This window comes from Mesorhizobium sp. DCY119 (assembly GCF_003590645.1).
GTDB lineage: Bacteria > Pseudomonadota > Alphaproteobacteria > Rhizobiales > Rhizobiaceae > Mesorhizobium_M.
On sequence record NZ_CP031834.1, the window covers coordinates 2,108,152 to 2,133,383 of the forward strand.

The window sequence follows — 25,232 nt, forward strand, 5'->3', positions numbered from 1 at the left end:
ATGTAGTGATTCGGGCCAGAAAGGCCAGAAGAAGCGCTAAAACAAAGCGCGAACAAGCTCGATCTGACGGTATCCGGCGCATAAGGCGTGTGTTTCGGCAGCTTGCGGCGGCGTAGGTGCTCCCATATCCGTCATTTGACAGTGTTTGCGGTTCGGCGGAAAACTGGCGCCTGACGACTCAACGCTTGGCCGTCGAGGGTTTGGCTTGCCTCGAACGGTCCCCGAAATCATAAGGGCAACGATCTTGGCAACGGTTATCACGGCGCTTGTCTTCCTAATTCTTGGGCTCTTCCTAGCCGGTGGCGGCGTGTGGCTCGCCACGGTCGGTGGCAGTCTCTACTACGTCATTGTGGGCATCGGCTTCCTGCTGACGGCGTGGCTGCTGTTCAAGCGTTCGGGGGCTGCGCTTTGGGTTTTCGCGCTGGTGCTGATCGGAACGCTGGCCTGGGCAATATGGGAAGTCGGTCTCGACTGGTGGCAGCTTGGACCGCGAGGCGGTGTTGTCGTGCTTCTGGCGCTGTGGCTGCTGACGCCGTGGGTGCGGCGGCGCCTGACGGCTTCCGGCGGCGCAATTCCGCTGGCGGCCGGCGTTCTTGCCGCACTGATTGCGGCAGGCGCGTCGATGACGGTCGATCCGCAGGACATCGCCGGCGAGTTGCCGACGGACAAGGTCGCCGCCACGCCGGATCTCGGCGGCGGCGACGTGCCGGCGGGCGAATGGCATTTCTACGGCCGCACGCAATATGGCCAGCGCTATTCGCCGCTCGACCAGATCACGCCTCAGAACGTCTCGACGCTGACGCCGGCATGGACCTTCCAGACCGGAGATGTGCGCACGTCGGCGGACGTGCCGGAAACGACCTATCAGGTGACGCCGCTGAAGATTGGCGACACGCTTTATATCTGCACGCCGCACAACTGGGCGATTGCCATCGACGCGGCGACCGGCAAGGAAAAGTGGCGCTTCGATCCCAAGATCGCCGAGGACAGCGACCGCCAGCACCAGACCTGCCGCGGCGTGTCCTATTACAATGACACCAAGGTCGCAGCCGGGCAGCCCTGCGCGCAGCGCGTCTACCTGCCGACCTCGGATGCACGCCTGATCGCACTCGATGCGGCTAACGGGCAGGTTTGCAGCGGCTTTGCCAATGGCGGCACGATCGATCTCTACGCCAACATGCCCTACAAGCAGCCGGGCTATTATTATTCGACTTCGGCGCCATTGATCGCCGGAGGCAAGATCATCGTCGGCGGTGCGGTCAACGACAACTATGCAGCCGACGAGCCGTCGGGCGTCATCCGTGCCTATGATGCCGACACCGGCGCGCTGGTGTGGAACTTCGATTCCGGCAATCCGGACAAGACGACGCCGATCGCTGCCGGCGAAACCTACACGGCGAACTCGCCCAACATGTGGTCCACGCCAAGTGCGGATGAGAAGCTCGGCCTGCTTTTCGTGCCGCTCGGCAACAAGACGCCGGACCAGCTTGGCATGGATCGCAGCGAGAATGTCGAAAAGTTCTCGTCATCGATCACCGCGCTCGATCTCAACACCGGGCAGATGCGCTGGGTGCGCCAGACCGTGCATCACGATCTGTGGGACATGGATATTCCCGCACAACCGAGCTTGGTCGACATTAATACGGACAAGGGCGTGGTGCCTGCGCTCGTCGGTCCGACGAAGCAGGGCGACATCTATGTGCTCGATCGCCGCACGGGCGAGCCTGTGCTTTCCGTCACCGAGATGCCGGCGCCGGGCGGTGCGATCGAAGGCGACCACGCATCGCCGACGCAGCCTGTGTCTGCCCTGACCTTCATGCCGCCGCCGCTGACCGGCAAGGACATGTGGGGCATCACCATGTTCGACCAGCTTGTCTGCCGCATAAAGCTGACGCAACTTCGCTACGAGGGCCGCTACACGCCGCCATCGCTGCAGGGCTCGCTGATCTATCCCGGCAATTTCGGAACGTTCAACTGGGGCGGCGTCGCCGTCGACCCGGTGCGGCAGGTGATGTTCGGCATGCCGACCTATCTCGCTTTCACGTCAAAGCTTATTCCCCGCGCCGACGTGCCGCCGCCGGATGGTTCGAAGGGTAGCGAGCAGGGCCTGAACCGCAATGAGGGATTGCCCTATGCGGTGGTGATGGGGCCGTTCCTGTCGCCGCTCGGCATTCCCTGCCAGTCGCCGCCCTGGGGTTATGTCGCCGGTGCCGATCTCAGAACCGGCAAGATCGCCTACAAGCACCGCAACGGCACGGTCTACGACATGACGCCGCTGCCGCTGCCCCTCAAGGTCGGCGTGCCGGGCATTGGCGGGCCGATGATCACCGCCGGCGGCGTCGCCTTCCTGGGCGCTGCGGTCGATGACTATTTCCGGGCCTATGATGTGACGACAGGCCGGCAGCTCTGGGAGGCGCGGCTCCCGGCCGGCGGCCAGTCGACGCCGATGACCTATACGGTGGCCGATGGACGGCAATTCGTGGTGATCGTCGCCGGCGGTCACGGCTCGGTCGGCACCAAGCCGGGCGATTACGTGATGGCCTACACGCTGCCGAAATAGAGCGCAGGAAAGCTTGAAGAGAGCGGGAGAGGAAAGCTTCTCCCGCTCTCGGCTATACCGAGGCCTCGCAATCGCGACCGGCTTTCTGTCCTATTGTTCCTTCCTACACGCAAAAAAGCCGCACTCGGCGCGGTCAATTGCGGGCATCAAGGCGCGGATAACAGCGCTTGAAAGACAGGGGGACAGCACGATGAAAGTCTCTTACGACGACGTCAGGCGCACGAAGACGGCGAGACTGGTCATGATCGACGGCCACAGGGTGCGCGTTGATCAGCGGGCCATCAAGGTCTGGAGAAAGAACCCCGACGCGGTTTTCAACGCCGTTCTGGATTCCCACACAAGGGAATACCGGATGTCGGGCCACGAGACCTTGCGATCAGGCGACTAGGCGCAGATACGAGGGTTGCTCGCATCCGGCCGCAACCCCCGTCTTTTCCGAGATAATCTATTTCTTCAGTCGGCGCTCTTCGGGAACGTCGGCAGTTTGGCGATGTCGTCGGCATCATGCTGGACGATCAGCGTTGCCTTCAGCGTCTTTGCGATGTGACGCAACCGATCCATGGAAGCAAGCGATTCGGCCCTGTCGGTGTTGAATGGCGGGACGTTTTCGGTCTCCAGCTGTTTCTCGAAATGGGCGACGTCTCCGCTGAGCAGAACCGACCCGGTATTTGCCAGCTTTACCAGCAAGCCGTAGCTGCCTGGCGTGTGGCCGGGCATGGAAAGCATGGTCACCGTGCCGTCTCCAAAGACATCCTTGTCGCCGGTAACGGTTTCCACCTTCGATCCTCCCTTCAGCCATGGAGCGAGCAGGTCCGGCTCCAGCCCGAAGGGGGCGGGGTCTGCCGTGAAGGCTTTGAAGTCGGCTGCGCCGATCAGCAGTCTGGCTTTCGGAAAATCGGCGGCCTGGCCGACATGGTCGAAGTGGTAGTGGCTTATGCCGACGGTCGATATCTTCTCCGGCTGAACTCCGATCTTTTCAAGCTGGGCCGGGATCGTCTGAGCCAGCGTTGGGTTCATCGCCGCATCGCCGAGTGGCGCGTTGAGAAGGGTGGCGGGAAGGCCGGTGTCCCAGAGCATGTAGTCGCCATCGTGCCGGATGAGGTAGCAGCTATCGGTAAGCGTCCTGCTTTCGCCCTGATAATCATAGGCATCCGAGAAGACGCTCAGATCCTTGACCTTTATCGTGCCGCAGTCGAGCCGCCACAACTGAACCTCGGCAGCCTGCGCCATGGCTGTTGCAGCAAGCGATGCCACGGTCGAGATGAGAAATAATTTGAGCTTCATGTCCGTCTCCTGAGGGTAGGCCGGCCGGCAGGCATGTGCCGGCGCCGTCTCCGTAATGGGCGAAAGTGACATGCCGGATGTGTCTGAAGTGCTCAGGGCTGTGCCCGAAACGCTCATTTGATGGTGGCGGCGGTTTTGCCGGTGTAATAGACTGCCGCGATGAGTTCGAACGAAAATCACGACCACGACGGCTTGCGCCGGCTGTTGCTGCAGCGGCTGCGGCCCCTGGCGCTCGACCCGGATCGGCCGCACAAGACGTCGGGCATGCATGTCCATGCCGACCAGCTCTTCAGCTATTGCTGCTTCGACATGGAGCGCCTGGCGCTGGTGACCACTGCCGAGCCTTTGATCGGCATAGTGCTCAGCGGGGAAAAGGAATTCTGGATCGGCGGCATGGGCCAGCGCTTTGGCGCGGGCGAGGTGTTCGTGCTGCCGGCGGGGCTGGAATGCGATGTCGTCAACATTCCCGGCGAGCGCAGCGGTCTCTACGAGTCGCTGCTGGTCGAAGTGCCGCGGACCATGCCGAAGCCGGCTAAGGTTCGGCATCGGCATGTTTCCGTCACGTCAGGCTTCGACATGCGCGTGCGCCTGACCGGCGAACTGGTCGATGCTGTTGCCCATGCGGCGATTGCCCTGCGGGCCTCCGCGCATGCCGAGAGCCTGGCCACGCACCGGCTCGGCGAAGTGCTGCTGTTGTTGCGCGACGAGCCGGCGGCGCAGTGCCTGTTCGACACGTCGCTTGCCGACCGGATCGGCTGGCTGGTTCTGGGTGAGCCGGCACGCCAATGGACGGCGGCCGACATCGGCCGCGAAATCGGGCTCGGTGCATCGACCTTGCGGCGGCGGCTGGCCGAAGACGGAACATCGTTGCGAAAGGTGCTGGCCTCGAGCCGGATGCAACTTGCCCATGAATTGCTGACACGAGGCGAGGGCAATGTCACCGAGGCCGCCGAGGCGGCCGGTTACGCCTCCCGCTCGCACTTCGTGCGGCGCTTTCAGAGCGTCTATGGCGCTTCCCCAAGCGAGCACCGTGTCAGAAGGGCTTAGGCCTCGACCAGCCTCCTTATTCCGTTTTCTCGTTGCTGCGCCTGTCCAGTTGCAGTGGAAAGCGTATTTTCAAGCCGGCTAAACGGGTAGCGCCACAGCTTTCCCGCTGATAAGGGTGCCTTCTGAAGGGGCGGGATTTCCTGCCTGCATCGCGACCTCGGCATTTTTAATGCCTGGCGCAATCATGGAAAGAAAACCGGAGCACGGCACGCGATGATGGGATGGTTCCGCAAGCTTCTCCCGCGCGAGGATCGTTTCTTCGATCTGTTCGCAAGGCATTCCGAAACGCTGGTTCTCGGCGCGAAGGCGCTTGAGCGGCTTTTGGCCGGCGACGATATCGAGGCGCGCGGCAAGGAGATCATCGCGCTGGAGGACCGCGCCGACGCCATCACCGGCGAGGTGCTGCTTGCGGTTCGCAAGAGCTTCATAACGCCGTTCGACCGCGGCGACATCAAGGATCTCATCCAGTCCATGGACGACGCCATCGACATGATGCGCAAGACGGTGAAGACCGTGACGCTGTTCGAGCAGCGCGAGTTCGAGCCGCTGATGCAGCAGATGGGCACGCTTGGCGTGGAAGCCGCAAACCTCATCGCCCAAGCAGTTCCGCTGCTCGACCGCGTCAACGCCAACGCCACCCGTCTCAACGAGCTGACCGAACAGGTGGTGCGCGTCGAGGAGCAATCCGACGAGTTGCACGATCGCGGCCTCAAGGAGCTTTTCAAGCGATACGGCCGCTCCGATCCGATGGCCTACATGATCGGCAGCGAGATCTATTCCGAGCTGGAAAAGGTGGTCGACCGCTTCGAGGATGTTGCCAATGAGATCAGCGGCATCGTCATCGAGAACGTCTAGGAAAATCGATGGACGCCACACTCGCGTTTCCGCTGCTGGTCGGTCTGATCGGCGTCGCCCTGTTCTTCGACTTCCTCAACGGGCTTCATGACGCCGCGAATTCCATCGCGACCATCGTCTCGACGCGTGTTCTGCGGCCGCAATATGCGGTGTTATGGGCGGCGTTCTTCAACTTCATCGCCTTCCTGTTCTTCGGGCTGCATGTCGCCGAGACGCTGGGTACCGGCATCATCAGCGCCGACGTCGTCGATCCGCGCGTGGTGTTCTCCGCACTCATGGGCGCAATCGCCTGGAACCTGCTGACATGGGCCTTCGGCATCCCGTCCAGCAGTTCGCACGCATTGGTCGGCGGGCTGGTTGGGGCAGGGGTGGCGAAGGCCGGCGGCGGCGCGATCGTCTGGTCGGGCCTGGCGAAGACGACGGCTGCAATCGTTCTTTCGCCGGCGACAGGCTTCATCCTGGCGCTGATGCTGGTGCTGGCGGTGTCATGGATTTTCGTGCGCAGCACGCCTTTCGCGGTCGATCGCACCTTCCGCATCATGCAGTTCATCTCCGCCTCGCTCTATTCGCTCGGCCATGGCGGCAACGATGCGCAAAAGACCATGGGCATCATCGCCGTGCTGCTCTATTCGCAGGGCATGCTCGGGCCGGACTTTTACGTGCCCTTCTGGGTGGTGATTTCCTGTCAGCTCGTGCTGGCGCTCGGCACGCTGTTCGGCGGCTGGCGCATCGTCCACACGATGGGATCGAAGATCACGCGGCTCAACCCGATGCAGGGTTTTTGTGCCGAAACCGGTGGCGCGATCACGCTGTTTGCCGCGACATGGCTCGGCATTCCGGTTTCGACCACGCACACCATCACCGGCGCGATCATTGGCGTTGGCGCCGCGCGCCGGGTGTCTGCGGTGCGGTGGGGCATCGCCGGCAACATCGTCGTGGCGTGGATCATCACCATCCCGATCACGGCGGCGATTTCGGCGCTCTGCTACGTCGCCACCGGGCTTTTTGTGTAACCCTGCCGGGGCTGCGCGGTTCTTGACGCGCGCCGAGGGCTTGAATAGCTTTCCTGTCGGCCGGATGCGGCCGGCAGCCCGCGCTCCGCAACGAGCATGGCGAACGCATCCCGAGATATCTGTCACCTGATCCCACGGACGGTGAGAGCGTCAGCAATGCGGGCACTGATGAGCTTCCTCACCGTTTCGGAAGGATCGGAAGACCATGCGATCTTTTCACGATGCCAAGGCGATGGCCAAGGCCATGCGCGAAACCCTTGCCGCCAGGGGCCTGACGATTTCCCACAGCGAAGCGCTGGAGATCGTTGCCCGCCAGTTCGGCCTCGACAACTGGAACATTCTGTCAGCGAAGATCGAGGCGGAGGAGGGCGAGAGCCGGCCGGCGTCAAACGGCATCGCCTTCGAACAGGCCGTGCCGATCGTGCGTATCTTCGATGTTGCCAAGGCGCACGAATTCTATCTCGATTTCCTTGGCTTCAAGGTCGATTGGGAACACCGCTTCGGCGAGAATTTTCCGCTCTACGAGCAGGTCTCGCGGGCAGGGCTGCGGCTGCATCTCAGTGAACACTCCGGCGATGCGACGCCGGGCGGCAACATGGTCGTCTACATGAAGGGCGTGGAAGCCTTTCAGAAGGAACTGAGCGGCAAGCACTATCGCTACCTGAAGCCGGGGCTGGAAAAGGAAGAATGGGGCCTGGAAATGCAGGTCACCGACCCGTTCAACAACCGCATCCGCTTCATGGAGAGCAAGGACGCCGCCTGATCGCTGCCTATCCCGGACGATAAGGCAGCCCGCCGGTTAAGGCGGGCTGCCTGTCTGATCAAAGCCCGAAATGTCCCTTCAGCCCGGGAACGGACTCGACAATCTCATTGACGACATCTGGTCCGGCGGCAGTCTTTGCCTGCTGGATCAAGGTCGTGCCGGCCTGCCTGATCTGCGTGGCATCGAGGCCGGTGGAGCGAAGCTGCGAGATGCCGTTGATCAGCGCACCGGCCTTTTCACCCAGTGCGCCGCCCAGCGCAGAGGTCAGCGAGCCGAACAGTCCACCGCCGGACCCGCCGGCGGGTTGCGCTGCCATCACATCATATTGCCGGGCAAGATCCAGCGAGCCGGGAATGCTGCCGAAAAGCTCGGCGACACGCGTGCCCTCGGCCTCATGCTCGAGCACCGACAGGATGGTGCCGACGGCCTTTTCCGTCGTCGGCTCGTCCAGACCGGCCTTGGACGAGACTGTGGTGAGGATTTCCTGGATGTTCACAAGCGCCTCCCTATCCCTGTGCCTTCAGGCGCGTGTTGCAGGAACTCCAGAATTGAGGCCATTGCGTACCGGCCGGCAAGGTGCCCGAGGATTTTTGGCTCTGCCATTGCGTCGAGCATTCGTGAATGCGCTGGCGGAACGCGACTTCGCCGGGGGTAAGCGCCTTGCCGTTGGCGTTTGTCATCGGCATGGCCGATTGCATACTCGTAGCGGCTGTTGCCTGGGCCGGTTCGGGCGGAACATTGGATGCGTCCGATTTGTCGTTCTTGATGCTGTCTGCGCAGGCCGTCAGGAATTGCGGCCATTTCTGCCCTTTCAGGGTGTTGGCGGATTTGGCCGCCTGATATTGCGTGCTGCAGATTTGCTGCGTCGTCTGATGCCCGGCAGCGGCAAGCGCGACCGTCTTGGCCGCCGGTGCCATGGCGGTGGTCTGCTTCATCATCGTTTTGGGTTGAGCTGCCATCGCGGCCGTCGCCGCCACTGGTGCCGCGGCCGCGCCATTGTTCATGGTGGCGCTGCAATCGGACAGATACTGCGGCCACTTCTTGCCGTTCAGCGTACCGGCGGTCTTGGCCGCCTGATACTGGGTGGCGCAAGCCTTGGTGGTGGATTGTGCAGCAGTGGCATTCGCGGCGAAACCCTGAGAGGGCAGGGCCAGCAATGCCGTGCCGACAAATGCCAGGGCACTCGTGGATATCAGACTGGGAAAGCTCATCGTCGTGTCCTCCTTGCGGACATAGCTTCGCCTGCGGAGCGGGTGTCCGTTCCGACATAAGAGGCGTTGTGGGAGGCTTCGGAATGCGCCAGTGGATCGCCGGATTGGCGAAGACGCTGCGGAAGGCGAGGCCAGCACGGCCAAGCTTCTCCCAAATTGTGGCAGGATGTACGGGGTCGGCCTACATCACCAAAATTTAATAATCCGGTAAGTTTTGGCAGCCGCCCTATCGAGTGGTGGCAAGCCTTTGCCGCCTTGCCGACAAGGCAAATCCGTCGCGGATGTTGAAGCCCATCAAAGTGAGGTTGATCAATCCCACGGCGAGTTCGATTGCCTGTACCGTCATGAAGGCGGTGCCGAAGTCGCCCGCTGCTGCCTTGGCGTTGAGGAACAGCGCCGACGGCAGCAGCACCAAAAGGCCGTTGAGCGCGATGAATGGCATGCGCTTCTTCTTGGCCGTAACCATCGGCAGTCGCATGCCTTTGCCGAGGCGAAAGCCGCTGGCGCCGGTCGCCGCGAGCGCCGGCACAAGCACGAGCATGGCCCAGACGATCGCCTGCTTGACGGCGGCGATGGCCGTCGGCGTGCCGAAAAGCTCGCTGATTGCGGTAGAGAGCCAGAAGCTGGCGATCAGGACGAAGGCGAGGATGCCGGCGACTGCATGCAAGCGGTGGAGAGGCATGGTTTTCCTCCATAAGCATAGTATGCTATTTAATATTGCATAGCATGCTGTTTAAAGCAAGCTCCGCTATAACTTCGAGGGATTGGGGAAGGGCGGAGTTGCGAGTACGGCCGGCATCGAGGCGTTCACGCCCACTTCACCGATGCGTTACTGGACCTGCCCGACTCGCCCCTTATCTTGCCTTTCATCAATTCAATCGATGCAGGGGAGAGAGTCATGACCAAGCCGGCCATCACGCAGGCGATGATCGACGCCTATGACGAATATACGCATCTGACATTGGATCGACGCAGCTTCATGGAGAAGCTGACCAGGCTTGCCGGTTCGGGGGCGGCCGCCGCTGCCATTGCGCCAATGCTTGCCGCCAACTCGGCGCAAGCCGCCGTGATCCCCGAAAACGATGAGCGGCTGAAGGCCGAGGACATCACCTATCCCGGCTCGAAGGGCGACATGAGGGGCTATCTCGTTCGGCCGGCCGCGCAAAGCGGCAAGCTCGGCACGGTCATCGTCATCCACGAGAATCGTGGCCTCAACGCGCATATCCAGGATGTGGCGCGCCGTGTTGCGCTCGAAGGTTTCGTGGCGCTGGCGCCTGATTTCCTGTCGCCGCTCGGCGGCACGCCGACCGATGAGGAAAAGGCGCGCGAAATGTTCGGCCAGCTTTCCGCCGAACAGACCATCGGCGACGGCGTGGCGACGGTGGCGTTCCTGAAAAAGCATGAAGAGGGCAACGGCAAGACCGGCGCTGTCGGCTTCTGCTGGGGCGGTGGTGCGGTCAACGATCTGGCGGTCAATGCGCCCGATCTCGACGCCGGCGTTGCTTATTACGGGCGCCAGCCGAAGGCCGAGGACGTCGCCAAGATAAAGGCGCCGCTGCTGCTTCAATATGCGGGGCAGGACGAGCGCATCAATGCCGGCATCGAAGCCTATGAAAAGGCGCTCAAGGCGGACGGCAAGGAATACACCGTCTATGTCTATGACGGCGTGCAGCACGCCTTCAACAACGATACCTCGGAAGCCCGCTACAACAAGGAAGCGGCGGACCTCGCCTGGGGCCGGACCATCGCCTTCTTCAAGCAGAAGCTGGCTTAGCAATCGAAGCTGCAGCGGGGCTCCGTCAGTTGGATGGAGCCCAGTTCAGCGCGAAGTTCGGCGAGAGCGTAAAGCCGACCGGCAGGCTCGAAACCGGCGGTGGCGTGTGCACGCCTTCCTGCAGATAGCGAAGTGCCGCCATCAAGCCGTTCAGCGTATAGGGTTTGGCGATGACGCCGATGGCGCCGGCGAAATTTTCCGGAATGCGCTTGGGATTGGCCGTCATGAAGACGACCATCGACTGTTCCGTGTCCCCGATATACTGGGCGACATCGACGCCGGTAGGGCCATCGTTGAGGTGAACGTCGACGAAGGCGATGTCTGCATCCACCTCGTCGACCAGCCTGCGTGCTTCATCGAACGAGGTCGCCCATCCGACCACGCTGTGGCCGGCGTCTTCAACGAGCATCTCCAACTCCATTGCCAGCAGCGCTTCGTCTTCCACGATCAGGACTTTAAGCGGATCAGTCATGTTCCATCCTTTTGAAGTGTTGGTTCTGCGGGCATCTTTATGACCACCCGCGTTCCCGGCCCTGCGTCGAGCCATTCGATATCGGCGTGAAGCTGGCGGGCGAGCGACTTGATAAGCCGCATGCCGAACGAGCCGTCGCCATTGGCTCCTGCCATGCCGATGCCGTCGTCCGAAACCTCGATACGAAAATGCCCATCGCGCCGGTTCACCTTGACGCCCAGGTTGCCGGGTGCTGCCCCGTTCGTGCGGCCGTTGAACGCGTGCTTGAGCGAATTCGTCACCAGCTCGTTCACCATCAGCGCGATCGGCGCAGCCTTTTCCGCAGGGACAACGACCGGTTCTAGATCGAGTTCCGGGGAAAGTTTGCGGCCCGAAGCGGCGACAAGGTCGGTCACCAGGTCGCGGGCGAAATCGGATACGTCGAAAGTGGTAACGTCCTCCGACTGGTAGAGGCGGCGGTGAACCGTGCTCAGCGCCTCAATGCGTTCCAGCATCGATCTCTGCGACGCCCTGATCCCCTCGTCGGGAATTGCGCGGCTCTGCATGACGATCAGCGACGAAATCATCTGCAGATTGTTCTTCACGCGATGATCCACCTCGTGAAGCAGCGACTTCTGGGCCTCGAGCGCTGCTTCGAGTTCCTTGGTGCGTTCCTTCACCGCCAGCTCGAAACGTTCCTTGTCCGCCTGGACCTGATACTCTGCCTGCTTTCGGTCGGTGACATCCAGCTGCGAGGCGAAAAAGAACTGCAACTCGCCTTTCTCGTTGGAAACCGGGCTGATGTAGAGCGCGTTCCAGAAAGTGGTGCCGTCCTTTCGGTAGTTCAGAAGGTCGATGCTTATATTCGTCCTGTCGCGGATCGCATCGCGAACTTTCGCGGTCCTTGCAAGAACCTGCAATTGCGGCCCACGACCTCTTCGCGGCTGTAGCCACTCAGGCGCAGGAAAGCGTCGTTGACGAAAACGATAGGGTTGTCCGCTTGGCGCGGGTCGGTGATGATCATCGACATGCGCGTTGCGCGGATGGCGGCTGCGAACGGGTCGCCTTTGCCGTGTTCGGCATGGAGGTCGTCCGTCATGTGCCATGCTTCGGGCGATTCTTTTGCCGTTTTCCAATCCATTTATCTAAAGCTCCACGTCTTTCGAATGGCTCCACAACGGCCCCAGGGCCGAAATGGTTCAATCGAGAGTGAAGAAACGTGCGCTTGGGCTGCTTGCGAGGCGGTCACAAAAGCTGCGGACGGATCGTGAAAACGAAGTCGGCGCGCATGCAGCCGGAGCTGACGCAGCGCCTCATTTGGTTAATACAAGCTCAGGAAATTACGGGCAAAAATCTTGCCGGGGAAGCGTTGCGCAGGGTGCCAATCCGGCGCTTAGCGCAGCTTGCCGTGGGGATGGATGGAAAGAAGAGAATCAGTACCTTCCTGGCCGGCGCTTGTGTCTTGCAGTCCTGATGATCTCGCGAGCGTAGATCATCTTCATCGGGATAGGTAAATGAAGACGTTCGATGCGGTAAAGCTCGTTGTTTATTGTCTTCAGCGCGCGCCAGAAGTCGTAATCACTTATCGTGTTATCGGATGCGAGGCGGCTCGACATCTGAGCAACATCTATCTTCATGCCAATCTCCCGAACGGCGCCGCCCGTCACCATTCCGATCGTGAGTCGTTCCAGCATCGATTTTCACCCAGTGGCGGGCTGGATCAACCCGCCGCAACAGATCAAACTGTGCAAAAACCCTTAAGGTTAATGCTTCATTCACCATTAAAATTTTAACGACTTCCGCAAAACCCTTGCGCGGCAATCGCCGTGCGACGCTTTATGAGCGTGGTCTCACCACGCCCCCATCATTCGACCAGGGAAGGGAAGTTTCAATTCGGCCTTCGGGAGAGGTCACACGGCCTTTCGTTTGATGCCGATAGACCGTCCGGCACGCTCCGGCATCGGCAATCCGCCATGGGCGGCACGCATGGCATCCACCTTGGCCATGATATCTTCGGGGAAGGCGGCAACCTTCGGGCCCGACATGTCGATGTGCAGCGACAGTGTTTCCGACGTTGCGGCAAGCCAGCCGTCGACATGGTGGATTTCCTGATAGGCGCGGATGCGCTTCTCGTCATGGTCGATGAGCTGGAAGGTGACCGTCACCTTGTCGGCAAGGTGCAGTTCGCGGACATAGCAGAGGTGGACCTCGGCCGTGTAGATCGTCAGCTTGCGGTCGCGCGCATAGTCCGGCCCCATGCCCATGATTTCAAAGGCCTCGTCGGAGCAGCGGTCGAAGAGGACGTTGTAATAGGCCATGTTGAGGTGGCCATTGTAGTCGATCCAGTCTTTCTCGACCTCCATGATGCTCGAGACGAAGGGGGCCGGAATGGTCATTGACAGCGTCCTCATTTGGCGGTTTGCACGGTACCCACTCTTAAATGCTACACGAGGGCCGCTCATGGTCCAATTGCGGAGGATTTCATGGCTCTTAGCGACGTCGCAAAGGTCGAACGAAACGAGACCGGCATCGCGGCGGTGCTAGGCATACTCAAGCAGCGGTTCGGCGAGCGGTTTCAGACCGGCCAATCGCTTCGCGAGCAGCATGGGCACACCACCACCTACATCCCGAATCAGGCGCCGGACGGCGTCGTCTTCCCCGAATCGACTGCGGAAGTGCAGGAAATCGTGCGCGCCTGCGCCGAGCATCGTGTGCCGGTCATCGCCTTCGGCACGGGCACGTCGCTGGAAGGCCACGTCAACGCGCCGGGCGGCGGCATTTCGCTGGATACGTCGCGGATGAACCGGGTGCTTGCGGTTAATGCCGAGGACCTGGACGTCACCATCGAGCCGGGGATCACGCGCGAGGACCTGAACGCCTATCTGCGCGACACCGGCCTGTTCTTCCCGATAGATCCCGGCGCCAATGCCAGCCTCGGCGGCATGGCGGCGACTCGCGCTTCCGGCACCAATGCCGTGCGCTATGGCACGATGCGCGAAAACGTTCTGGCGCTGACGGCTGTGATGGCCGACGGCCGCGCGATAACCACCGCCAAGCGCGCCAAGAAAAGCTCGGCCGGCTACGACTTGACGCGGCTTCTGATCGGCTCGGAAGGCACGCTCGGCATCATCACTTCGCTGACGCTCAAGCTGCAGGGCATTCCGCAGGCGATTTCGGGCGGTGTGTGCCCGTTTCCGACGGTGGAGGCGGCCTGCCAGGCAACCATCGCGACGATCCAGATGGGCATTCCGGTGGCGCGCATCGAACTGGTCAATGCGCTGCAGATGCGGGCATTCAAGAACTATTCCAATCTCGACTATGCCGAGACCCCGTGCCTGTTCGTCGAATTCCACGGCAGTGATGCAGGGGTGGCCGAGCAGGCCGAAACGTTTGGCGAGATCGCCACCGAATATGGCGGCGGACCATTCCTGTGGACTGCGGTCGCTGAAGAGCGCGCCAAGCTGTGGAAGGCGCGGCACGACGCTTACTGGGCCTCGCTTACCCTGCGGCCGGGTTCCAAGGCGCTTTCGACTGACGTCTGCGTGCCGATCTCGCGGCTTGCCGAATGCATCGCCGAAACCGAGGCCGACATCGCTGAATCCGGGCTGATCGCACCCATTGTCGGCCATGTCGGCGACGGCAATTTCCATGTTCTGGTGCTGATGGACGTGAACGATCCGGCCGAAATCGAGCGGGCGGAAAAGTTCGTCGGCCGGCTCAACATGCGCGCTATCGGCATGGATGGCACCTGCACCGGCGAGCATGGCATCGGCCAGGGCAAGATGGGCTTTCTGGAGCGCGAACTCGGCGATGCGGTGGATTTCATGCGCACGATCAAGACCGCGCTCGACCCGCAGAACATCCTCAATCCGGGGAAGGTGCTGCCTGCGGCGCATTAGAATTGCCGCGCAATTCCGTCGGCCTTGACCCTGCCACCCTTTGGTCGGAGACTCCTCGGCTGTTGCAGCCGGAGGAGAATTCATCATGGCGATTTCGCGCAAGGAAGAAGCCCGCGCACTCAGCGCTGACGAGCATGAGCTGGTGGAAAAGTCGCACCATCCTGCCGTGCAGGAATTGTCCGACACCGAACTTGCCGGCCTGGTCAAACTCTTGCGCGAACGGCGCGACAAGGCGCAGACCGAAGCTCACCGCCGCCGCCGTGAAATTCGTGGCAAGGGTGAGCCCAAAGGGGCGGCGCCTTCAAAGGCCGATGCTGGTTCGCAACTGAAACTCGCCGTGCTGGCAATGACGATGCGCCGGCTCAACGGCGAGGTCGAGCGCCGCCGGCGTCTGGCGACTGATTTGTCTCAGGTCACTAATGCCCGCAGAGCTTTGGAGATGAAGCAGGCGGCCAAGGATAAAGGTAAGGACTTCAACACCCGCCATGCCCACAAGGGCATGCGCGCGGTGGCAAACGAGCGTGCGCAGAATCTGGTTCGGCCGATGGAGCTTGGTCGGCAGCGGCAGGCGGCAAAGGTGGCGCAGGCCAAACGCGACGCACGCTGATTTTTACCGTAACCCGCGATTAAGGTGCTGCTATGAGGCGGTGACAAGTGACGCCAGCACAAAGCCGCCCCATGCCATGAGGGCGATGCCGGCGAGTTTGCCGATCCAGTGACCGGCAGGCGCCAGTTTCTCGACCAGCACGAAGACGGCGATTGCGGCGATCCAGGCGAAATTCATTACGCCGCCGACGAAGAGAAGCAGCATCAGCATCCAGCAGCAGCCGACGCAGAAGACGCCGTGGCGAACACCCATCGCGAAAGCGCCGCTCCTGCCGTCACGCCAATAGGCCAGCACGAAGGACAATGGCGAGCGGCAATTGCGCAGGCAGGCCTGCTTGAGCGGTGTCCATTGATAGATGCCGGCGGCGACCAGAAGTGCGCCGGCGAGCGCGATGCTGGTCGTTTCCATCATCGGTGACAGCACGCTGGCCTTGTCCAAGGCATATTGAAGCGCCACCGCCGCAACGCTGAAGCCAAGCCAGACTGTCAGGTAGCCGAGCCCGAAAAGGCTCGTCGAACCGACGGCTGTATTGCCGGAGCTGCGCTTCCTGGCGATCGAGTCGTAGAAGAGAAGCATGGGAACCGCGCTGGGCAGCATCATCGCTGCCATCATGGCTGACCACATGGCGATGGTGAGCGCGGCATAGCCGACCGTCCAGTCGGGAGCCGCCATCGGCATCGCCATGCCTTCCATCGCGGGCATGGGCATTTCCACGCCGAACAGGAGATAGCCCCAGGAGATCAGGACGACCCCGAGGACAATGGCTATGACGGCTTCCCGGTCATGCCGGTGGAGATTCACCAACAACGTCATGGCTCATCACCGGTTTGGTCAGTCAGGTTCCAACCGCACGTTTCGGCGCGGTTCGTCGTGTCGGCGTCAGGCGGCGACGCCCATCGGCGTATGCACCACATGCGCAAGCGAGCTGTGCATGCCCTTCGTCTCGAATTTTATCGCGGCCAGGCTGCGAATGTTGGACGAGGCGATCTCTGCCATCCGGTGTTCGAAGCCCTCGGGCATGACGACCTGAACGCGGTGCGGCTCACCTGTCACCGGGTTCTTGATCGGCTCCACGTCCGTCTCGAGCACGCCGGGGATGACCATCCGCGCGGTGCGGGCGTCGCGGTCGAAGCTGAATTCGAACGAAGCCAGGATCGGGTCGTGGAAAGTGGTGACGATCAGGCTGACAATGTGAAACAGCGTTCCCTCCGCCGAATCCTGGCCCGACAGGATGGCTCCCAATGCGTCGCGCTGCTCAGGGCTTGCCCGCTCGTCGAGAATAGGTTGGGCTTGGCCGTTGCCCTCGTGAAGCGCGCCGGGGAAATGAACGGTCACGCAGAAATTCAGGCCGTCGAGCTTCACGTCCTTGTAGTGGCCCTTGGTGATGTGCATTGCCACGAGGCCTTCGCAGTAGCCTTGCGTGGGCTTCGCGTTGAAGTCGCAGGGGCAGCCAAAGGCGCAACTGCAGTTCTTGATCCACTCGCCTTCCAGTCTCCAATCAGCCAATGCCATAGTTTCCTCCATGGATTGTCCGGAGTGCTGCAAAGTCTGCAGCAGGCAGGATCGCTCATTGTATCACGCCCCACCGCTCGTCAAAATTACATATGAGAGGAGTTGGCCTAGTTCGTATGGAGGTGGCTGTGCACGCAAGCCCGCCAGGATCGGCATCAATCGCAGCGCAATCAGGCAGTTAATTCCAATTGCCATTTTATCAACACGCCGATGCGGGTACAGTGAGTCTCGATTGGGGCGGTTTGCTGAAGTGAGATGCTGGCGCGGCTTTTTGTAATCATCGGTGGAATGATCGTACTGGCGCTGACCGCGGCGCTGGTGGTTCCGTATTTTATCGACTGGACGGGCTACCGCGCCGATTTCGAGCGCGAGGCAAGCGCCATCCTCGGCCGCAAGGTCACGGTGCAGGGGTCGGCCACGGCGCGGCTGCTGCCGTTCCCGTCCGTGACGTTCTCCGATGTCGCTGTCGGCGGCGGCAATGGCGGCCAGCCGGCGATGACGGTCGAGAATTTCTCCATGGACGCCGAACTCGCGCCTTTCATGCGCGGCGAGCTGCTTATCTTCGACATGCGCATCGTGCGCCCCAAGGCGACGATCGATGTCGCGCAGGACGGCACGGTGGACTGGGCCATGCGGCCATCCTCGCCCTTCGATCCGCGGCGCATCGCGCTCGAGAAGCTGACGGTTACCGAGGGGCAGATCACCATCCGTCACGAGGCGGGCGGTCGCGACCACGTCCTGTCGGAGATCAACTCCGAAATTTCCGCCAAATCGCTGGCCGGGCCATGGCGGGCGAATGGCATCTTGCGTATCGACGGCATGAAGTCGACCCTGGCCGTATCGACCGGCACAGCAGACGATAACGGCCAGATGCGGCTGAGGGTAAAGGTCGACCCGGAAGCCTATCCGCTGGTGATCGAGGCGGACGGTAATGCACGCATCGAAAATGGCGCTGCACTCTATGCCGGACAGTTCAAGATCATCGGCAATGACCGACCTGCCGAAAAACTGCGCGGGAGCGATGGTGAGACGGTCAAGGCCGAGGCGTTGAAGCCTGAACCGGGCAACCGCGTGAATGGCGAATTCTCGCTCGACCACAAAAAACTTTCCATCGATAATTTCCGCTTCGAGACCGGCCCGCTGGACAATCCCTACACGGCAGACGGCACTGCCTTCGTCGAGCTTGGCGAAGCGCCGCGCTTTTCCATCGAGGCCAAGGGCGCGCAGGTGCGTTTCGACGAGGCGATTGCCGGCAGCGAGACGAGCACAGGGCTGACGCTGGCCAACCGCATCGCGGCGCTGGAAACGGCGCTTGCCAGCCTGCCCAAGCCGACCATTCCCGGCAGCGTCGAGGTCGACCTGCCGGCGGTGGTGGCGGGAGACACGACGGTGCGCGATGTGCGGCTTTCGGCCGAACCGGCCGATGGCGGCTGGACGGTAAAATCGCTTGCCGCGACGCTTCCCGGCCGCACCACATTGGAAGCGGACGGGTTCCTGCGCACGGACAATGATTTCGGGTTTACGGGGTCACTGCTGCTGGCCGTGGCGCAACCGTCGGGCTTTGCGGCCTGGGTGTCGTCTGATGTCGATGAGGCGATCAGGCGTTTGCCGGCGGCTGGCTTCAAGGCCAGCATCGACATGACCGAGCAGCGCCAGACCTTCAAGAACCTCGAACTCATACTGGGCAATGCGAAGTTTTCAGGCGAAATCGACAGCCAGCAACCGGCGGATGTCCGCCCGTCGATGCTACTGAAGCTCAACGGCGAAGCGCTGGATGTCGACGGGCTGGCGGCCTTTGCCTCCCTGTTCGTCAGCGACAAGGGCGCCAATCGCTTCGCCGACCGCGATCTCGACTTCCAGATCAAGGCCGGGCCGGTTTCGGCGGGCGGTTTGACCGCCGATACGATCGATACGGCACTTCGCCTGCGCAATGGGCTGCTGGAGATCGACAGGCTGTCGATAGGGGGGCTGGAGGGTGCTTCGCTGAGTGCGACCGGCACGATCAAGGACTTTCCGCAGAGCCCGACCGGCAAGCTCGATGCATCGGTCGTTGCCGTCGATCTCGCGCCCTTGGTGAAGCTTGCGGCCGAACGCTATCCGAACAGCGCCATCCTCAAAGGGCTGAACGAGCGGGCCATCGGCTATCCGAACCTGCTGCAGGACGCGCAGATCGACTTCCTGGCCAATGCCGCCGCCAATGATGGCGGCACGACTGAGCTCTCATTGAGTGCGAAGGGTAATGCCGGCGGATCGGCGGTTTCGGCCAGCCTTTCGGGCAAGGGCAAGCCCGACGCGTTGAGCGAAGCCCCGCTGGAGTTGACGTTTTCGGCGCGCAATGACGACGCCACGACGCTGCTTGCGCTGATCGGCCTGCCGGCACTGCCGCTCGGCGTCACCGGAGGCGGCGAACTGGCACTGTCGGCCAAGGGCGCGGTCGCGAGCGGATTGGAGACGGCTTTCGCTTTGACCGGCGAGGGGTTTTCGGCAAAATTCGATGGCACGGCGGGTCTTGGCGAGCAGGGGCCGACCGCGAAGGGCAAGATCAGCGTTGAGGCCGCCGACATCGAGCCCTGGCTCATGACCACAGCCGTGCATCTGCCCGGTTTGGGCATGGGCACACCGCTGGCCCTTGCTGCCGACGGTGATTATGAAAACGGCCTGCTGGTTCTCGACAATCTTGACGGCACGGTCAACGAAGGCGCGGTTTCGGGCGGCATCAATGTCGAGATCAAGGATGGCCTACCTTACCTGACCGGCGCACTGGCGCTGGACGAGATGAGCCTCGATCCGGCGGTTGCCATGGTTCTCGGCGAACAGGCCGTCGCCCCGGCGGAAAGCGGCTGGTCGTCGGTGCCGTTCCAGCAGAAGGTGGCTGCGCCCTTTGCAGCCGATCTCGATATTTCGGCGGCGACGGTTTCGATCGGCTCGGCGACGAGCGCCTATGATGCGACGATGGCGCTGAAACTCGACGGGGAGGGGCTTCGCCTCTCCGACATCAAGGCAAAGCTGTTCGGCGGGGCCTTTTCCGGCCTGCTGGAGCTGAAGAACGACGGCGGAAGCGGGTTGGTCTCCGGGCAGGCGAAGCTTGAGGGGGCGGAGCTTGCCACCGCTCTTCCCGGGACAGGCCTGACCGGCAGAACCGATTTTTCGACCGCGCTTACGGCCAGCGGCAAGTCGGTGGGTGGCCTTGTTGCTGCACTGTCCGGTTCCGGTACCGCGACCCTGAACGGCGTGGTCATTCCGGCGATCAACCCGAATGCACTCGGCCCGCTTCTGGCCAAGGCCGATGCGGTCGGGCGCGACATCGACGCCGCGAGGACGGGCCAATTCGCACCTGAGATCGTCAATGCCGGCGCGCTATCGGCCGGCAACGCCGATATCGCCTTCACCGTTGCCGGCGGCGTGCTGCGCGCCCCGCCGGTGAGTTTCGCGACGCCGGTCGTGACGGTGACAAGCGACCTGCGCGCCGACCTCAACGCCGATACGGTCGCTGCCGACGGCACGATCGCCTACGCGCCGGGCGACGAGGCGCTTGTCGGCTCCGAGCCTAGCCTGCGCTTCAATCTTTCGGGCTCGCCTGCCGCGCCTGAGCGGACGCTCGACAGCGATCCGCTGGCGCAGTTCCTGACGCAGCGCGCGCTGGAACGCGAGCAGGCGCGGGTTGAGGCGATGCAGGCGGCGGTGCTGGAAAAGCAGCGCCTGCGCCGCGAGGTTCGCTACTACGCCGCCCTGCAGCAGGAGCGCGAGCGCGCCACCGAGGAGCTTCGGCGCAAGCAGGAAGAAGAGGCGCGGGCCAAGGCCGAGGAAGAAGCGCGGCTGGCGGCGGAAGCCAAGGCGCGCGAGGAAGCGGCTGCCGCGGCAAAGGCGCTGGAAGAGGCCGCCGCGCAAGCCAAGGCCAACGAGCAAGCCAAGCAGGCGGCTGACGAAGCCGCACTCAGATTGCAGGAAGCGGCAAGGCAATCAGCCCGGGAGGCCGAACAGGCTGCCGAGGCGGAAAGAGCGCGGCAAGAGGCCGAGAAGAAAGTGCAACAGCAGCCGGCGCCGGAGATCCAGCGCGCGCCATTGCCGCGGGCTCCATCTGAAGGCTCGACGGGTTCGACGCAGAATTTCGAGCAGTCGATCCGCGATTTCCTGAACACATTGGACAATAAGCCTGAGTAGGCTTCGCTTTCGCGATGACATGGTCAAAAAATCTGGTGGCGATGTCGGCATCGTAAAAGTCCGTTCGTCCTTGGATCGAACCTGACATCAACGGAGAGAACCAATGACCGCCAAAACCGACGCCACCCCGGCCAACGACCGCGAACTGGTGCTGACGCGCCTGATCGATGCGCCGCGCGAGAAGGTGTTCAAGGCCTGGACCGACGCCGAACTGCTCAAGCAATGGTTTGCGCCGCTGCCCTGGACGACGCCTGTCGTCGAGGTCGATGTGCGGCCCGGCGGCTCCAGCATGTTCGTCATGCGCGACCCGGACGGCAATGATTATCCGAACAAGGGCGTCTATCTCGAAGTCGTCGAGAACGAGAAGCTGGTGTTCACCGACGCTTTCACCGAGGCATGGCAGCCTTCGGAAAAGCCCTTCTTCACCGGCGTCCTGACCTTCGAGGACGAGGGCGGCAAGACCCGCTACACCGCCCGCGCCCGTCACTGGACGAAAGAAGACCGCGATGCCCACGAGAAGATGGGTTTTCATGAGGGCTGGGGCCAGTGCACCGACCAGCTCGAGGCGCTGCTGAAGAAGATTTGACCTGCAGAGGGCACCCCCACCCCTAACCCCTCCCACAAGGGGGAGGGGGACGGTTTCGTCGCTTTGGCCGCCAGGAACGGCAAAGATAGCGGTGCCGGGTTGCAGCAAGATTCCCCTCCCCCTTGTGGGGAGGGGTTAGGGGTGGGGGTGCCTCATATGCTCAAAAACTCTACGACAATCTCGACAGCAGAAGCATCAGCTCGCTTTGGCGGTGCGTGTCGGTCTTGGCGAAGATCGACTTCAGCCGATGACGGGCGGTTTCGCGCACGATGCCCAGCGCATCGGCTGCCTCGAAGAGGGAGGCACCGCTTTCAAGCTCCTTGCATAGCTTGACCTCTGCCGGCGTCAGGCCGAAGCCGGCGGCCAGATGATCGAGCTTCGGTTTGCCCCGGTCTTCCGGGTCGGTGAGAAGAAGAACGGCCTGCGCCGTCGATGACATCGTTCTTACGAGACTGGGCAGGGAAGCTGCTTCAACGACGATCGGGTGCCGATCCGGCCTTGTGATATAGACCGGCAACGCTTCCGGGCTTTCGGCGTTTGAAAGCCTGCGGCTGGTCGCCGATGCGATCAGAACCTGCAGGGCATTGTTGCTGCGCGGATGATAGGCACACAGATAGCCTTTTCGCACGAAGAGAGCCTCGGTGTTTCGTTCCAGCAGCGCTTCCGCCTTGGCGTTCATCTGGCCGACCTGCCTGTTGGGGCCGATGAGAACGGCGGCCTGCCCGGTTCGGTCGAAGGCTTCCAGGCTGGAGCGACTGCGCGAAAGGCCGAACTGGGACGATAGCTTCACCATCCGTCTCAAGTGGGGACTCAAGGTGGAGAGAAATCCCGCTTCTTCCTTCGTGAAAAAGCCTTCCTTTTCGGCCCTCAGGATCGGCAGGCACCATGGAGCGCCGTCAACCATGAAGCCCACGGCCGCGTATCCCGGAAGCCCCCATTTGAGATACAGGTCGTTATAGTCTGGAAGTTTCCTGCGCTCGTCGTCAGTCGCAAGATCGTGCTCGATGATTACCTTTTGTTTCGACAGCAGCGGCCAGCCTCTCATGGCCCGGTAGTCATTTTCGTACCACTGACCGCCCACATATTCCTCAAGCAGCCGGTTGTTCCGGGTCGACGAGGGAATCCTGATCAAATCCTGATTGAAGTCCTTCGGGTAGAACATGGCGGCGGTCGCGCCCAGCGACGAGGCCAGCTCGTCCAGCGCCTCAGGCCAAAGCTCAGGCGTGGCGACGGCGGCATAACACGCGTCTATCGCACGCTCTTGCTGCTCGGAAAACACGCTTAGCCCCGCTCAGATTGCCCTTGCGAATGGTGCCTGCCGGGATGATGTCTGTCAATCAGGGATAGAAATAGCTGCGAGCGTGTCTATGCGTTCAATCAGGGCTTGCCGGGGAGGCCATAGCCCGAAACCGGCCTCGTCTCGGTCCGGTTGTCGAATCCTGCAATCAGCGGGCGTGCCCTGGCGATCGCGGCCTGGACGGCGGCCAAGGACAGCGATGCCTTGTGGCTGGTTTCGTTGTCCCACACTTCGGTGATCCAGATTGCGTTATCGTCGGCCGGGTCGGTTGCGATGACATAGCTCAGGCAGCCGGGCATCGCATCGCTGCTTTCCGTCATGATGGAAATCAGCTCGTCGCGTTTTCCGGGCTGCGCGATCATGCGGCCGATCAATCCGTACATGGCTCGTCCTCCTCGGTTTTTCGTCCGCTGCTTGGCCCATTCCAGCACATGAAGCCTGAGCGCCGATGACAGGTTAGCTTCGCGGGGGCGGGTTTCGTCCACTTCGGCGACAAGGGCGGCGAGTGCGATGCCACGCTCCGTGGCGATCGCCAGCAGGTCGTCGTAGAAAGGTTTTTCGAGCGAATAGCTGGTGCGGTGACCGCGAATGGTTACCGAGCGCTTCTCGACAAGGCTCACGTTCCGCCGTTCCCGTCCGGCCGCTCGCGCTTGTGACCGTCGATGAAGCGCACTGCCTTTTCGGTAGACTTGTTGGCCGCTGTCTTCTCGGCCTTGGTGCGGCCATGCAGCGCGCGGTTCTGCTCAGCCGCGCGTTCTTTCTCGGTACGCGCCTTCTGCTTGCGGACCTGGCGAAGATTCACGAGTTCCGCCATTTTGAACCTGCGGCGTTATTTCTTGCGGAAGGCGTCGAGCGAAACGACCTCGGCGCCCTTGCCAGGCGCGGAATCGGCGTCGGCGGGCTCGGCGACTTCCTTTTCCTTGTCCTTCTTCTTTCCCTCGCCTTTGGTCGAAGCGGCAGGCTGAAGCCGGGCAGGCGCCTTTTTCTCGACCGGAGCAGGCTCTTCCTCGGCGATTTCGGCCAGGCCGTCGGTCTTGACGTCGAACTCAAGCTCGAAATTGACGGACGGATCGTAGAAGCCGCGCACGGCGGAGAAGGGAATCTCGAGCTTTTCCGGCACGTCGGAGAAGGACAGGCCGATTTCGAAGCCGGTATCGGTGACCTTGAGGTCCCAATACTGGAACTGCACCACGATCGTCATCTGTTCCGGATAGCGTTCGCGCAGGCGGCTCGAGATGCGAACGCCCGGCGCGCCGGTCAGGAAAGTGATGAAAAAGTGGTGGCTGCCCGGCAGACCGGTGCGCGCGACTTCCGCCAGGACCTTGCGCATGACGCCGCGCAATGCCTCCTGGGCGAGAATATCATAGCGGATGTGGTCTTCGGCCATGTGCAAATGCAGTTCCGGTGAATCGACTGCATAGCTGTAATCAAGCTTGCGGCTGTCGTAAACCGCATATAGCGCGATGATCTATCTGGGCCAGCCGATGTTGCAGCTGTGCAATCTATGCTGAAACGTGTATCGGCGCGGGCGTTTCTACCCGTGGACGATAAGCACGCAGGAAAGTCCGCACCGCATTGGTGGCGGCGCTGCGAATCTGCTCGTCGGTTGCGATCTCGCCGAACATGGCCTGCAGCTGCAGATCGGCGCTGATAAGGGCGAGAAACTGGCGGGCGGCGACATCGGGATCGTCAATCTCGAGATGGCCGGAATAAGCGAGCCGCGCGAAGCGGGCGGCAAGAGCCGACCAGGTCTTCAACGGGCCTTCGTCGCGCCAGCCGGCGAACAGTTCGGGATTGCGCTCGCCCTCGCTCTCGATCAGCTTGCGCAGGAATTTTCCGTCCTTGCTGCAGATGCAGTTCTGATTCAGCCGCACGGCAAAGGCGATCAGCTCGGCTTCCAGATCCTTGGGCTGGTCGGGGAAGGTCGCGAGTGTCGCGAAAAGTCCTGCATTGGACCGGTCGGTGATGTCCTTCACCACAGCAAGCAGCAGATTCTCCTTGTCGCCATGGTGATTATAGACCGTCTGGCGAGACACGCCGGCTTCGGCGGCAATCAGGTCGATATTGGCGCCCGCAAAGCCCTCCCGGCAAAAAACACGCGCAGCAGCTTCCAATATGGATGTCCGCTTGGCGGAGTGGCCGCGCGCAGCGGGGAAATGGGGAAACGGGTTCTCTTTCATTGAAAAAAGAATATAGGTGCGGTTGACGAATT

26 protein-coding genes and 2 pseudogenes are annotated in these 25,232 nt (G+C 62.0%); 11 read left to right on the plus strand and 17 right to left on the minus strand.

The window, feature by feature from the left end; genetic code table 11:
• The first annotated feature begins 244 nt into the window (after positions 1 to 244).
• Together DZG07_RS10170 and DZG07_RS23830 are read left to right on the plus strand one after the other, a co-directional pair.
• Positions 245 to 2,560, plus strand: coding sequence for a glucose/quinate/shikimate family membrane-bound PQQ-dependent dehydrogenase (locus DZG07_RS10170; RefSeq protein ID WP_091914725.1), 2,316 nt, complete (start codon positions 245 to 247; stop codon positions 2,558 to 2,560).
• A 190-nt stretch (positions 2,561 to 2,750) separates the two neighbouring features.
• Positions 2,751 to 2,948, plus strand: a complete 198-nt coding sequence (locus DZG07_RS23830; RefSeq protein WP_133304737.1) for a hypothetical protein — start codon at positions 2,751 to 2,753, stop codon at positions 2,946 to 2,948.
• Positions 2,949 to 3,013: 65 nt separating this feature from the next.
• Here the strand turns inward: DZG07_RS23830 and DZG07_RS10180 are convergent, their stop codons facing one another.
• Positions 3,014 to 3,844 carry an N-acyl homoserine lactonase family protein gene (locus tag DZG07_RS10180; RefSeq protein WP_119821588.1) on the minus strand — a complete coding sequence of 277 codons (831 nt, stop codon included), beginning with the start codon at positions 3,842 to 3,844 and terminating at the stop codon, positions 3,014 to 3,016.
• Positions 3,845 to 4,003: 159 nt separating this feature from the next.
• Between DZG07_RS10180 and DZG07_RS10185 the strand changes: the two genes are divergently transcribed.
• The 4 genes from DZG07_RS10185 to DZG07_RS10200 all read left to right on the plus strand — a co-directional run bounded on the left by DZG07_RS10185 (position 4,004) and on the right by DZG07_RS10200 (position 7,522).
• Positions 4,004 to 4,891: a helix-turn-helix domain-containing protein gene (locus DZG07_RS10185; RefSeq protein WP_119816617.1), complete on the plus strand. Its 888-nt coding sequence runs from the start codon at positions 4,004 to 4,006 to the stop codon at positions 4,889 to 4,891.
• Positions 4,892 to 5,104: 213 nt separating this feature from the next.
• Positions 5,105 to 5,746: a DUF47 domain-containing protein gene (locus DZG07_RS10190; RefSeq protein ID WP_119816619.1), complete on the plus strand. Its 642-nt coding sequence runs from the start codon at positions 5,105 to 5,107 to the stop codon at positions 5,744 to 5,746.
• Positions 5,747 to 5,754: 8 nt separating this feature from the next.
• Positions 5,755 to 6,759 (plus strand): inorganic phosphate transporter, encoded by a 1,005-nt coding sequence (locus tag DZG07_RS10195; RefSeq protein WP_091914734.1) that lies wholly within the window; start codon positions 5,755 to 5,757, stop codon positions 6,757 to 6,759.
• Between the two features lie 205 nt (positions 6,760 to 6,964).
• Entirely contained in the window at positions 6,965 to 7,522 is a 558-nt protein-coding gene (locus tag DZG07_RS10200; RefSeq protein ID WP_119816622.1) for a glyoxalase superfamily protein, read from the plus strand.
• A gap of 58 nt (positions 7,523 to 7,580) precedes the next feature.
• Here the strand turns inward: DZG07_RS10200 and DZG07_RS10205 are convergent, their stop codons facing one another.
• The 3 genes from DZG07_RS10205 to DZG07_RS10215 form a co-directional block, all read right to left on the minus strand.
• Positions 7,581 to 8,018: a hypothetical protein gene (locus DZG07_RS10205; RefSeq protein ID WP_119816625.1), complete on the minus strand. Its 438-nt coding sequence runs from the start codon at positions 8,016 to 8,018 to the stop codon at positions 7,581 to 7,583.
• A gap of 10 nt (positions 8,019 to 8,028) precedes the next feature.
• Positions 8,029 to 8,679 carry a hypothetical protein gene (locus DZG07_RS10210; RefSeq protein ID WP_119816627.1) on the minus strand — a complete coding sequence of 217 codons (651 nt, stop codon included), beginning with the start codon at positions 8,677 to 8,679 and terminating at the stop codon, positions 8,029 to 8,031.
• Between the two features lie 280 nt (positions 8,680 to 8,959).
• Positions 8,960 to 9,415: a hypothetical protein gene (locus DZG07_RS10215; protein WP_119816630.1), complete on the minus strand. Its 456-nt coding sequence runs from the start codon at positions 9,413 to 9,415 to the stop codon at positions 8,960 to 8,962.
• Positions 9,416 to 9,631: 216 nt separating this feature from the next.
• Here DZG07_RS10215 and DZG07_RS10220 point away from each other — a divergent pair, with 216 nt between their 5' ends.
• Entirely contained in the window at positions 9,632 to 10,507 is an 876-nt protein-coding gene (locus tag DZG07_RS10220; RefSeq protein ID WP_091914745.1) for a dienelactone hydrolase family protein, read from the plus strand.
• Positions 10,508 to 10,532: 25 nt separating this feature from the next.
• On the opposite strand, the gene DZG07_RS10225 is transcribed toward DZG07_RS10220, so the two are convergent.
• From DZG07_RS10225 to DZG07_RS10240, 5 genes and pseudogenes are all read right to left on the minus strand, one after another.
• Positions 10,533 to 10,979, minus strand: a complete 447-nt coding sequence (locus DZG07_RS10225; RefSeq protein WP_091914747.1) for a response regulator — start codon at positions 10,977 to 10,979, stop codon at positions 10,533 to 10,535.
• Positions 10,976 to 11,545 carry a sensor histidine kinase gene (locus tag DZG07_RS24395; RefSeq protein WP_348626421.1) on the minus strand — a complete coding sequence of 190 codons (570 nt, stop codon included), beginning with the start codon at positions 11,543 to 11,545 and terminating at the stop codon, positions 10,976 to 10,978. The genes DZG07_RS10225 and DZG07_RS24395 overlap by 4 nt, the downstream gene beginning before the upstream one ends.
• 92 nt (positions 11,546 to 11,637) lie before the next feature.
• A pseudogene (locus DZG07_RS24400) lies at positions 11,638 to 12,099 on the minus strand (PAS domain-containing protein); the annotation flags it as partial.
• Between the two features lie 292 nt (positions 12,100 to 12,391).
• A complete protein-coding gene (locus DZG07_RS10235) occupies positions 12,392 to 12,652 on the minus strand; it encodes a hypothetical protein (RefSeq protein ID WP_244537893.1) in 261 nt (86 codons plus the stop codon).
• Between the two features lie 216 nt (positions 12,653 to 12,868).
• On the minus strand, positions 12,869 to 13,354 hold the full coding sequence (locus DZG07_RS10240) for a thioesterase family protein (protein WP_119821590.1): 486 nt from the start codon (positions 13,352 to 13,354) through the stop codon (positions 12,869 to 12,871).
• Between the two features lie 87 nt (positions 13,355 to 13,441).
• On the opposite strand from DZG07_RS10240, the gene DZG07_RS10245 reads away from it, so the two are divergent.
• Positions 13,442 to 14,857, plus strand: coding sequence for an FAD-linked oxidase C-terminal domain-containing protein (locus DZG07_RS10245; RefSeq protein ID WP_119816633.1), 1,416 nt, complete (start codon positions 13,442 to 13,444; stop codon positions 14,855 to 14,857).
• A gap of 85 nt (positions 14,858 to 14,942) precedes the next feature.
• A complete protein-coding gene (locus DZG07_RS10250; protein ID WP_119816636.1) occupies positions 14,943 to 15,464 on the plus strand; it encodes a hypothetical protein in 522 nt (173 codons plus the stop codon).
• A gap of 30 nt (positions 15,465 to 15,494) precedes the next feature.
• Here the strand turns inward: DZG07_RS10250 and DZG07_RS10255 are convergent, their stop codons facing one another.
• Together DZG07_RS10255 and DZG07_RS10260 are read right to left on the minus strand one after the other, a co-directional pair.
• Entirely contained in the window at positions 15,495 to 16,277 is a 783-nt protein-coding gene (locus DZG07_RS10255; RefSeq protein WP_119816638.1) for a DUF2182 domain-containing protein, read from the minus strand.
• 66 nt (positions 16,278 to 16,343) lie between these two features.
• On the minus strand, positions 16,344 to 16,976 hold the full coding sequence (locus DZG07_RS10260) for a DUF1326 domain-containing protein (protein WP_091914759.1): 633 nt from the start codon (positions 16,974 to 16,976) through the stop codon (positions 16,344 to 16,346).
• A 255-nt stretch (positions 16,977 to 17,231) separates the two neighbouring features.
• Between DZG07_RS10260 and DZG07_RS10265 the strand changes: the two genes are divergently transcribed.
• Together DZG07_RS10265 and DZG07_RS10270 are read left to right on the plus strand one after the other, a co-directional pair.
• Positions 17,232 to 21,137, plus strand: coding sequence for an AsmA-like C-terminal region-containing protein (locus tag DZG07_RS10265; RefSeq protein WP_119816640.1), 3,906 nt, complete (start codon positions 17,232 to 17,234; stop codon positions 21,135 to 21,137).
• A 103-nt stretch (positions 21,138 to 21,240) separates the two neighbouring features.
• Positions 21,241 to 21,723: an SRPBCC family protein gene (locus DZG07_RS10270; RefSeq protein WP_119816643.1), complete on the plus strand. Its 483-nt coding sequence runs from the start codon at positions 21,241 to 21,243 to the stop codon at positions 21,721 to 21,723.
• Between the two features lie 169 nt (positions 21,724 to 21,892).
• On the opposite strand, the gene DZG07_RS10275 is transcribed toward DZG07_RS10270, so the two are convergent.
• The 6 genes and pseudogenes from DZG07_RS10275 to DZG07_RS10300 form a co-directional block, all read right to left on the minus strand.
• Complete coding sequence (locus DZG07_RS10275; RefSeq protein WP_091914765.1) at positions 21,893 to 23,002, minus strand: helix-turn-helix transcriptional regulator; 1,110 nt, start codon at positions 23,000 to 23,002, stop codon at positions 21,893 to 21,895.
• A 98-nt stretch (positions 23,003 to 23,100) separates the two neighbouring features.
• Positions 23,101 to 23,403 carry an antibiotic biosynthesis monooxygenase gene (locus DZG07_RS10280; RefSeq protein ID WP_091915072.1) on the minus strand — a complete coding sequence of 101 codons (303 nt, stop codon included), beginning with the start codon at positions 23,401 to 23,403 and terminating at the stop codon, positions 23,101 to 23,103.
• 27 nt (positions 23,404 to 23,430) lie between these two features.
• Positions 23,431 to 23,640 (minus strand): annotated as a pseudogene (locus DZG07_RS10285) (ribbon-helix-helix domain-containing protein); the annotation flags it as partial.
• Positions 23,637 to 23,834: a DUF4169 family protein gene (locus DZG07_RS10290; RefSeq protein ID WP_119816646.1), complete on the minus strand. Its 198-nt coding sequence runs from the start codon at positions 23,832 to 23,834 to the stop codon at positions 23,637 to 23,639. The gene DZG07_RS10290 and the pseudogene DZG07_RS10285, both read right to left, overlap by 4 nt.
• Positions 23,835 to 23,849: 15 nt before the next feature.
• The gene (locus tag DZG07_RS10295; protein ID WP_119816649.1) at positions 23,850 to 24,407 is read right to left on the minus strand and encodes an SspB family protein; all 558 of its coding nucleotides are present in this window, start codon (positions 24,405 to 24,407) and stop codon (positions 23,850 to 23,852) included.
• A gap of 115 nt (positions 24,408 to 24,522) precedes the next feature.
• On the minus strand, positions 24,523 to 25,200 hold the full coding sequence (locus tag DZG07_RS10300) for a TetR/AcrR family transcriptional regulator (protein WP_091914771.1): 678 nt from the start codon (positions 25,198 to 25,200) through the stop codon (positions 24,523 to 24,525).
• Between the last annotated feature and the right edge of the window lie 32 nt (positions 25,201 to 25,232).

Excerpts from the sequence above, each read along its gene's own strand:
- DZG07_RS23830 (WP_133304737.1), top strand. The coding sequence starts at position 2,751 with ATGAAAGTCTCTTACGACGACGTCAGGCGCACGAAGACGGCGAGACTG.
- DZG07_RS10180 (WP_119821588.1), bottom strand. The coding sequence starts at position 3,844 with ATGAAGCTCAAATTATTTCTCATCTCGACCGTGGCATCGCTTGCTGCA.
- DZG07_RS10185 (WP_119816617.1), top strand. The coding sequence starts at position 4,004 with ATGAGTTCGAACGAAAATCACGACCACGACGGCTTGCGCCGGCTGTTG.
- DZG07_RS10190 (WP_119816619.1), top strand. The coding sequence starts at position 5,105 with ATGATGGGATGGTTCCGCAAGCTTCTCCCGCGCGAGGATCGTTTCTTC.
- DZG07_RS10195 (WP_091914734.1), top strand. The coding sequence starts at position 5,755 with ATGGACGCCACACTCGCGTTTCCGCTGCTGGTCGGTCTGATCGGCGTC.
- DZG07_RS10200 (WP_119816622.1), top strand. The coding sequence starts at position 6,965 with ATGCGATCTTTTCACGATGCCAAGGCGATGGCCAAGGCCATGCGCGAA.
- DZG07_RS10215 (WP_119816630.1), bottom strand. The coding sequence starts at position 9,415 with ATGCCTCTCCACCGCTTGCATGCAGTCGCCGGCATCCTCGCCTTCGTC.
- DZG07_RS10220 (WP_091914745.1), top strand. The coding sequence starts at position 9,632 with ATGACCAAGCCGGCCATCACGCAGGCGATGATCGACGCCTATGACGAA.
- DZG07_RS10225 (WP_091914747.1), bottom strand. The coding sequence starts at position 10,979 with ATGACTGATCCGCTTAAAGTCCTGATCGTGGAAGACGAAGCGCTGCTG.
- DZG07_RS24395 (WP_348626421.1), bottom strand. The coding sequence starts at position 11,545 with ATGATTTCGTCGCTGATCGTCATGCAGAGCCGCGCAATTCCCGACGAG.
- DZG07_RS10235 (WP_244537893.1), bottom strand. The coding sequence starts at position 12,652 with ATGCTGGAACGACTCACGATCGGAATGGTGACGGGCGGCGCCGTTCGG.
- DZG07_RS10240 (WP_119821590.1), bottom strand. The coding sequence starts at position 13,354 with ATGACCATTCCGGCCCCCTTCGTCTCGAGCATCATGGAGGTCGAGAAA.
- DZG07_RS10245 (WP_119816633.1), top strand. The coding sequence starts at position 13,442 with ATGGCTCTTAGCGACGTCGCAAAGGTCGAACGAAACGAGACCGGCATC.
- DZG07_RS10250 (WP_119816636.1), top strand. The coding sequence starts at position 14,943 with ATGGCGATTTCGCGCAAGGAAGAAGCCCGCGCACTCAGCGCTGACGAG.
- DZG07_RS10255 (WP_119816638.1), bottom strand. The coding sequence starts at position 16,277 with ATGACGTTGTTGGTGAATCTCCACCGGCATGACCGGGAAGCCGTCATA.
- DZG07_RS10260 (WP_091914759.1), bottom strand. The coding sequence starts at position 16,976 with ATGGCATTGGCTGATTGGAGACTGGAAGGCGAGTGGATCAAGAACTGC.
- DZG07_RS10265 (WP_119816640.1), top strand. The coding sequence starts at position 17,232 with ATGCTGGCGCGGCTTTTTGTAATCATCGGTGGAATGATCGTACTGGCG.
- DZG07_RS10270 (WP_119816643.1), top strand. The coding sequence starts at position 21,241 with ATGACCGCCAAAACCGACGCCACCCCGGCCAACGACCGCGAACTGGTG.
- DZG07_RS10280 (WP_091915072.1), bottom strand. The coding sequence starts at position 23,403 with ATGTACGGATTGATCGGCCGCATGATCGCGCAGCCCGGAAAACGCGAC.
- DZG07_RS10290 (WP_119816646.1), bottom strand. The coding sequence starts at position 23,834 with ATGGCGGAACTCGTGAATCTTCGCCAGGTCCGCAAGCAGAAGGCGCGT.
- DZG07_RS10295 (WP_119816649.1), bottom strand. The coding sequence starts at position 24,407 with ATGGCCGAAGACCACATCCGCTATGATATTCTCGCCCAGGAGGCATTG.
- DZG07_RS10300 (WP_091914771.1), bottom strand. The coding sequence starts at position 25,200 with ATGAAAGAGAACCCGTTTCCCCATTTCCCCGCTGCGCGCGGCCACTCC.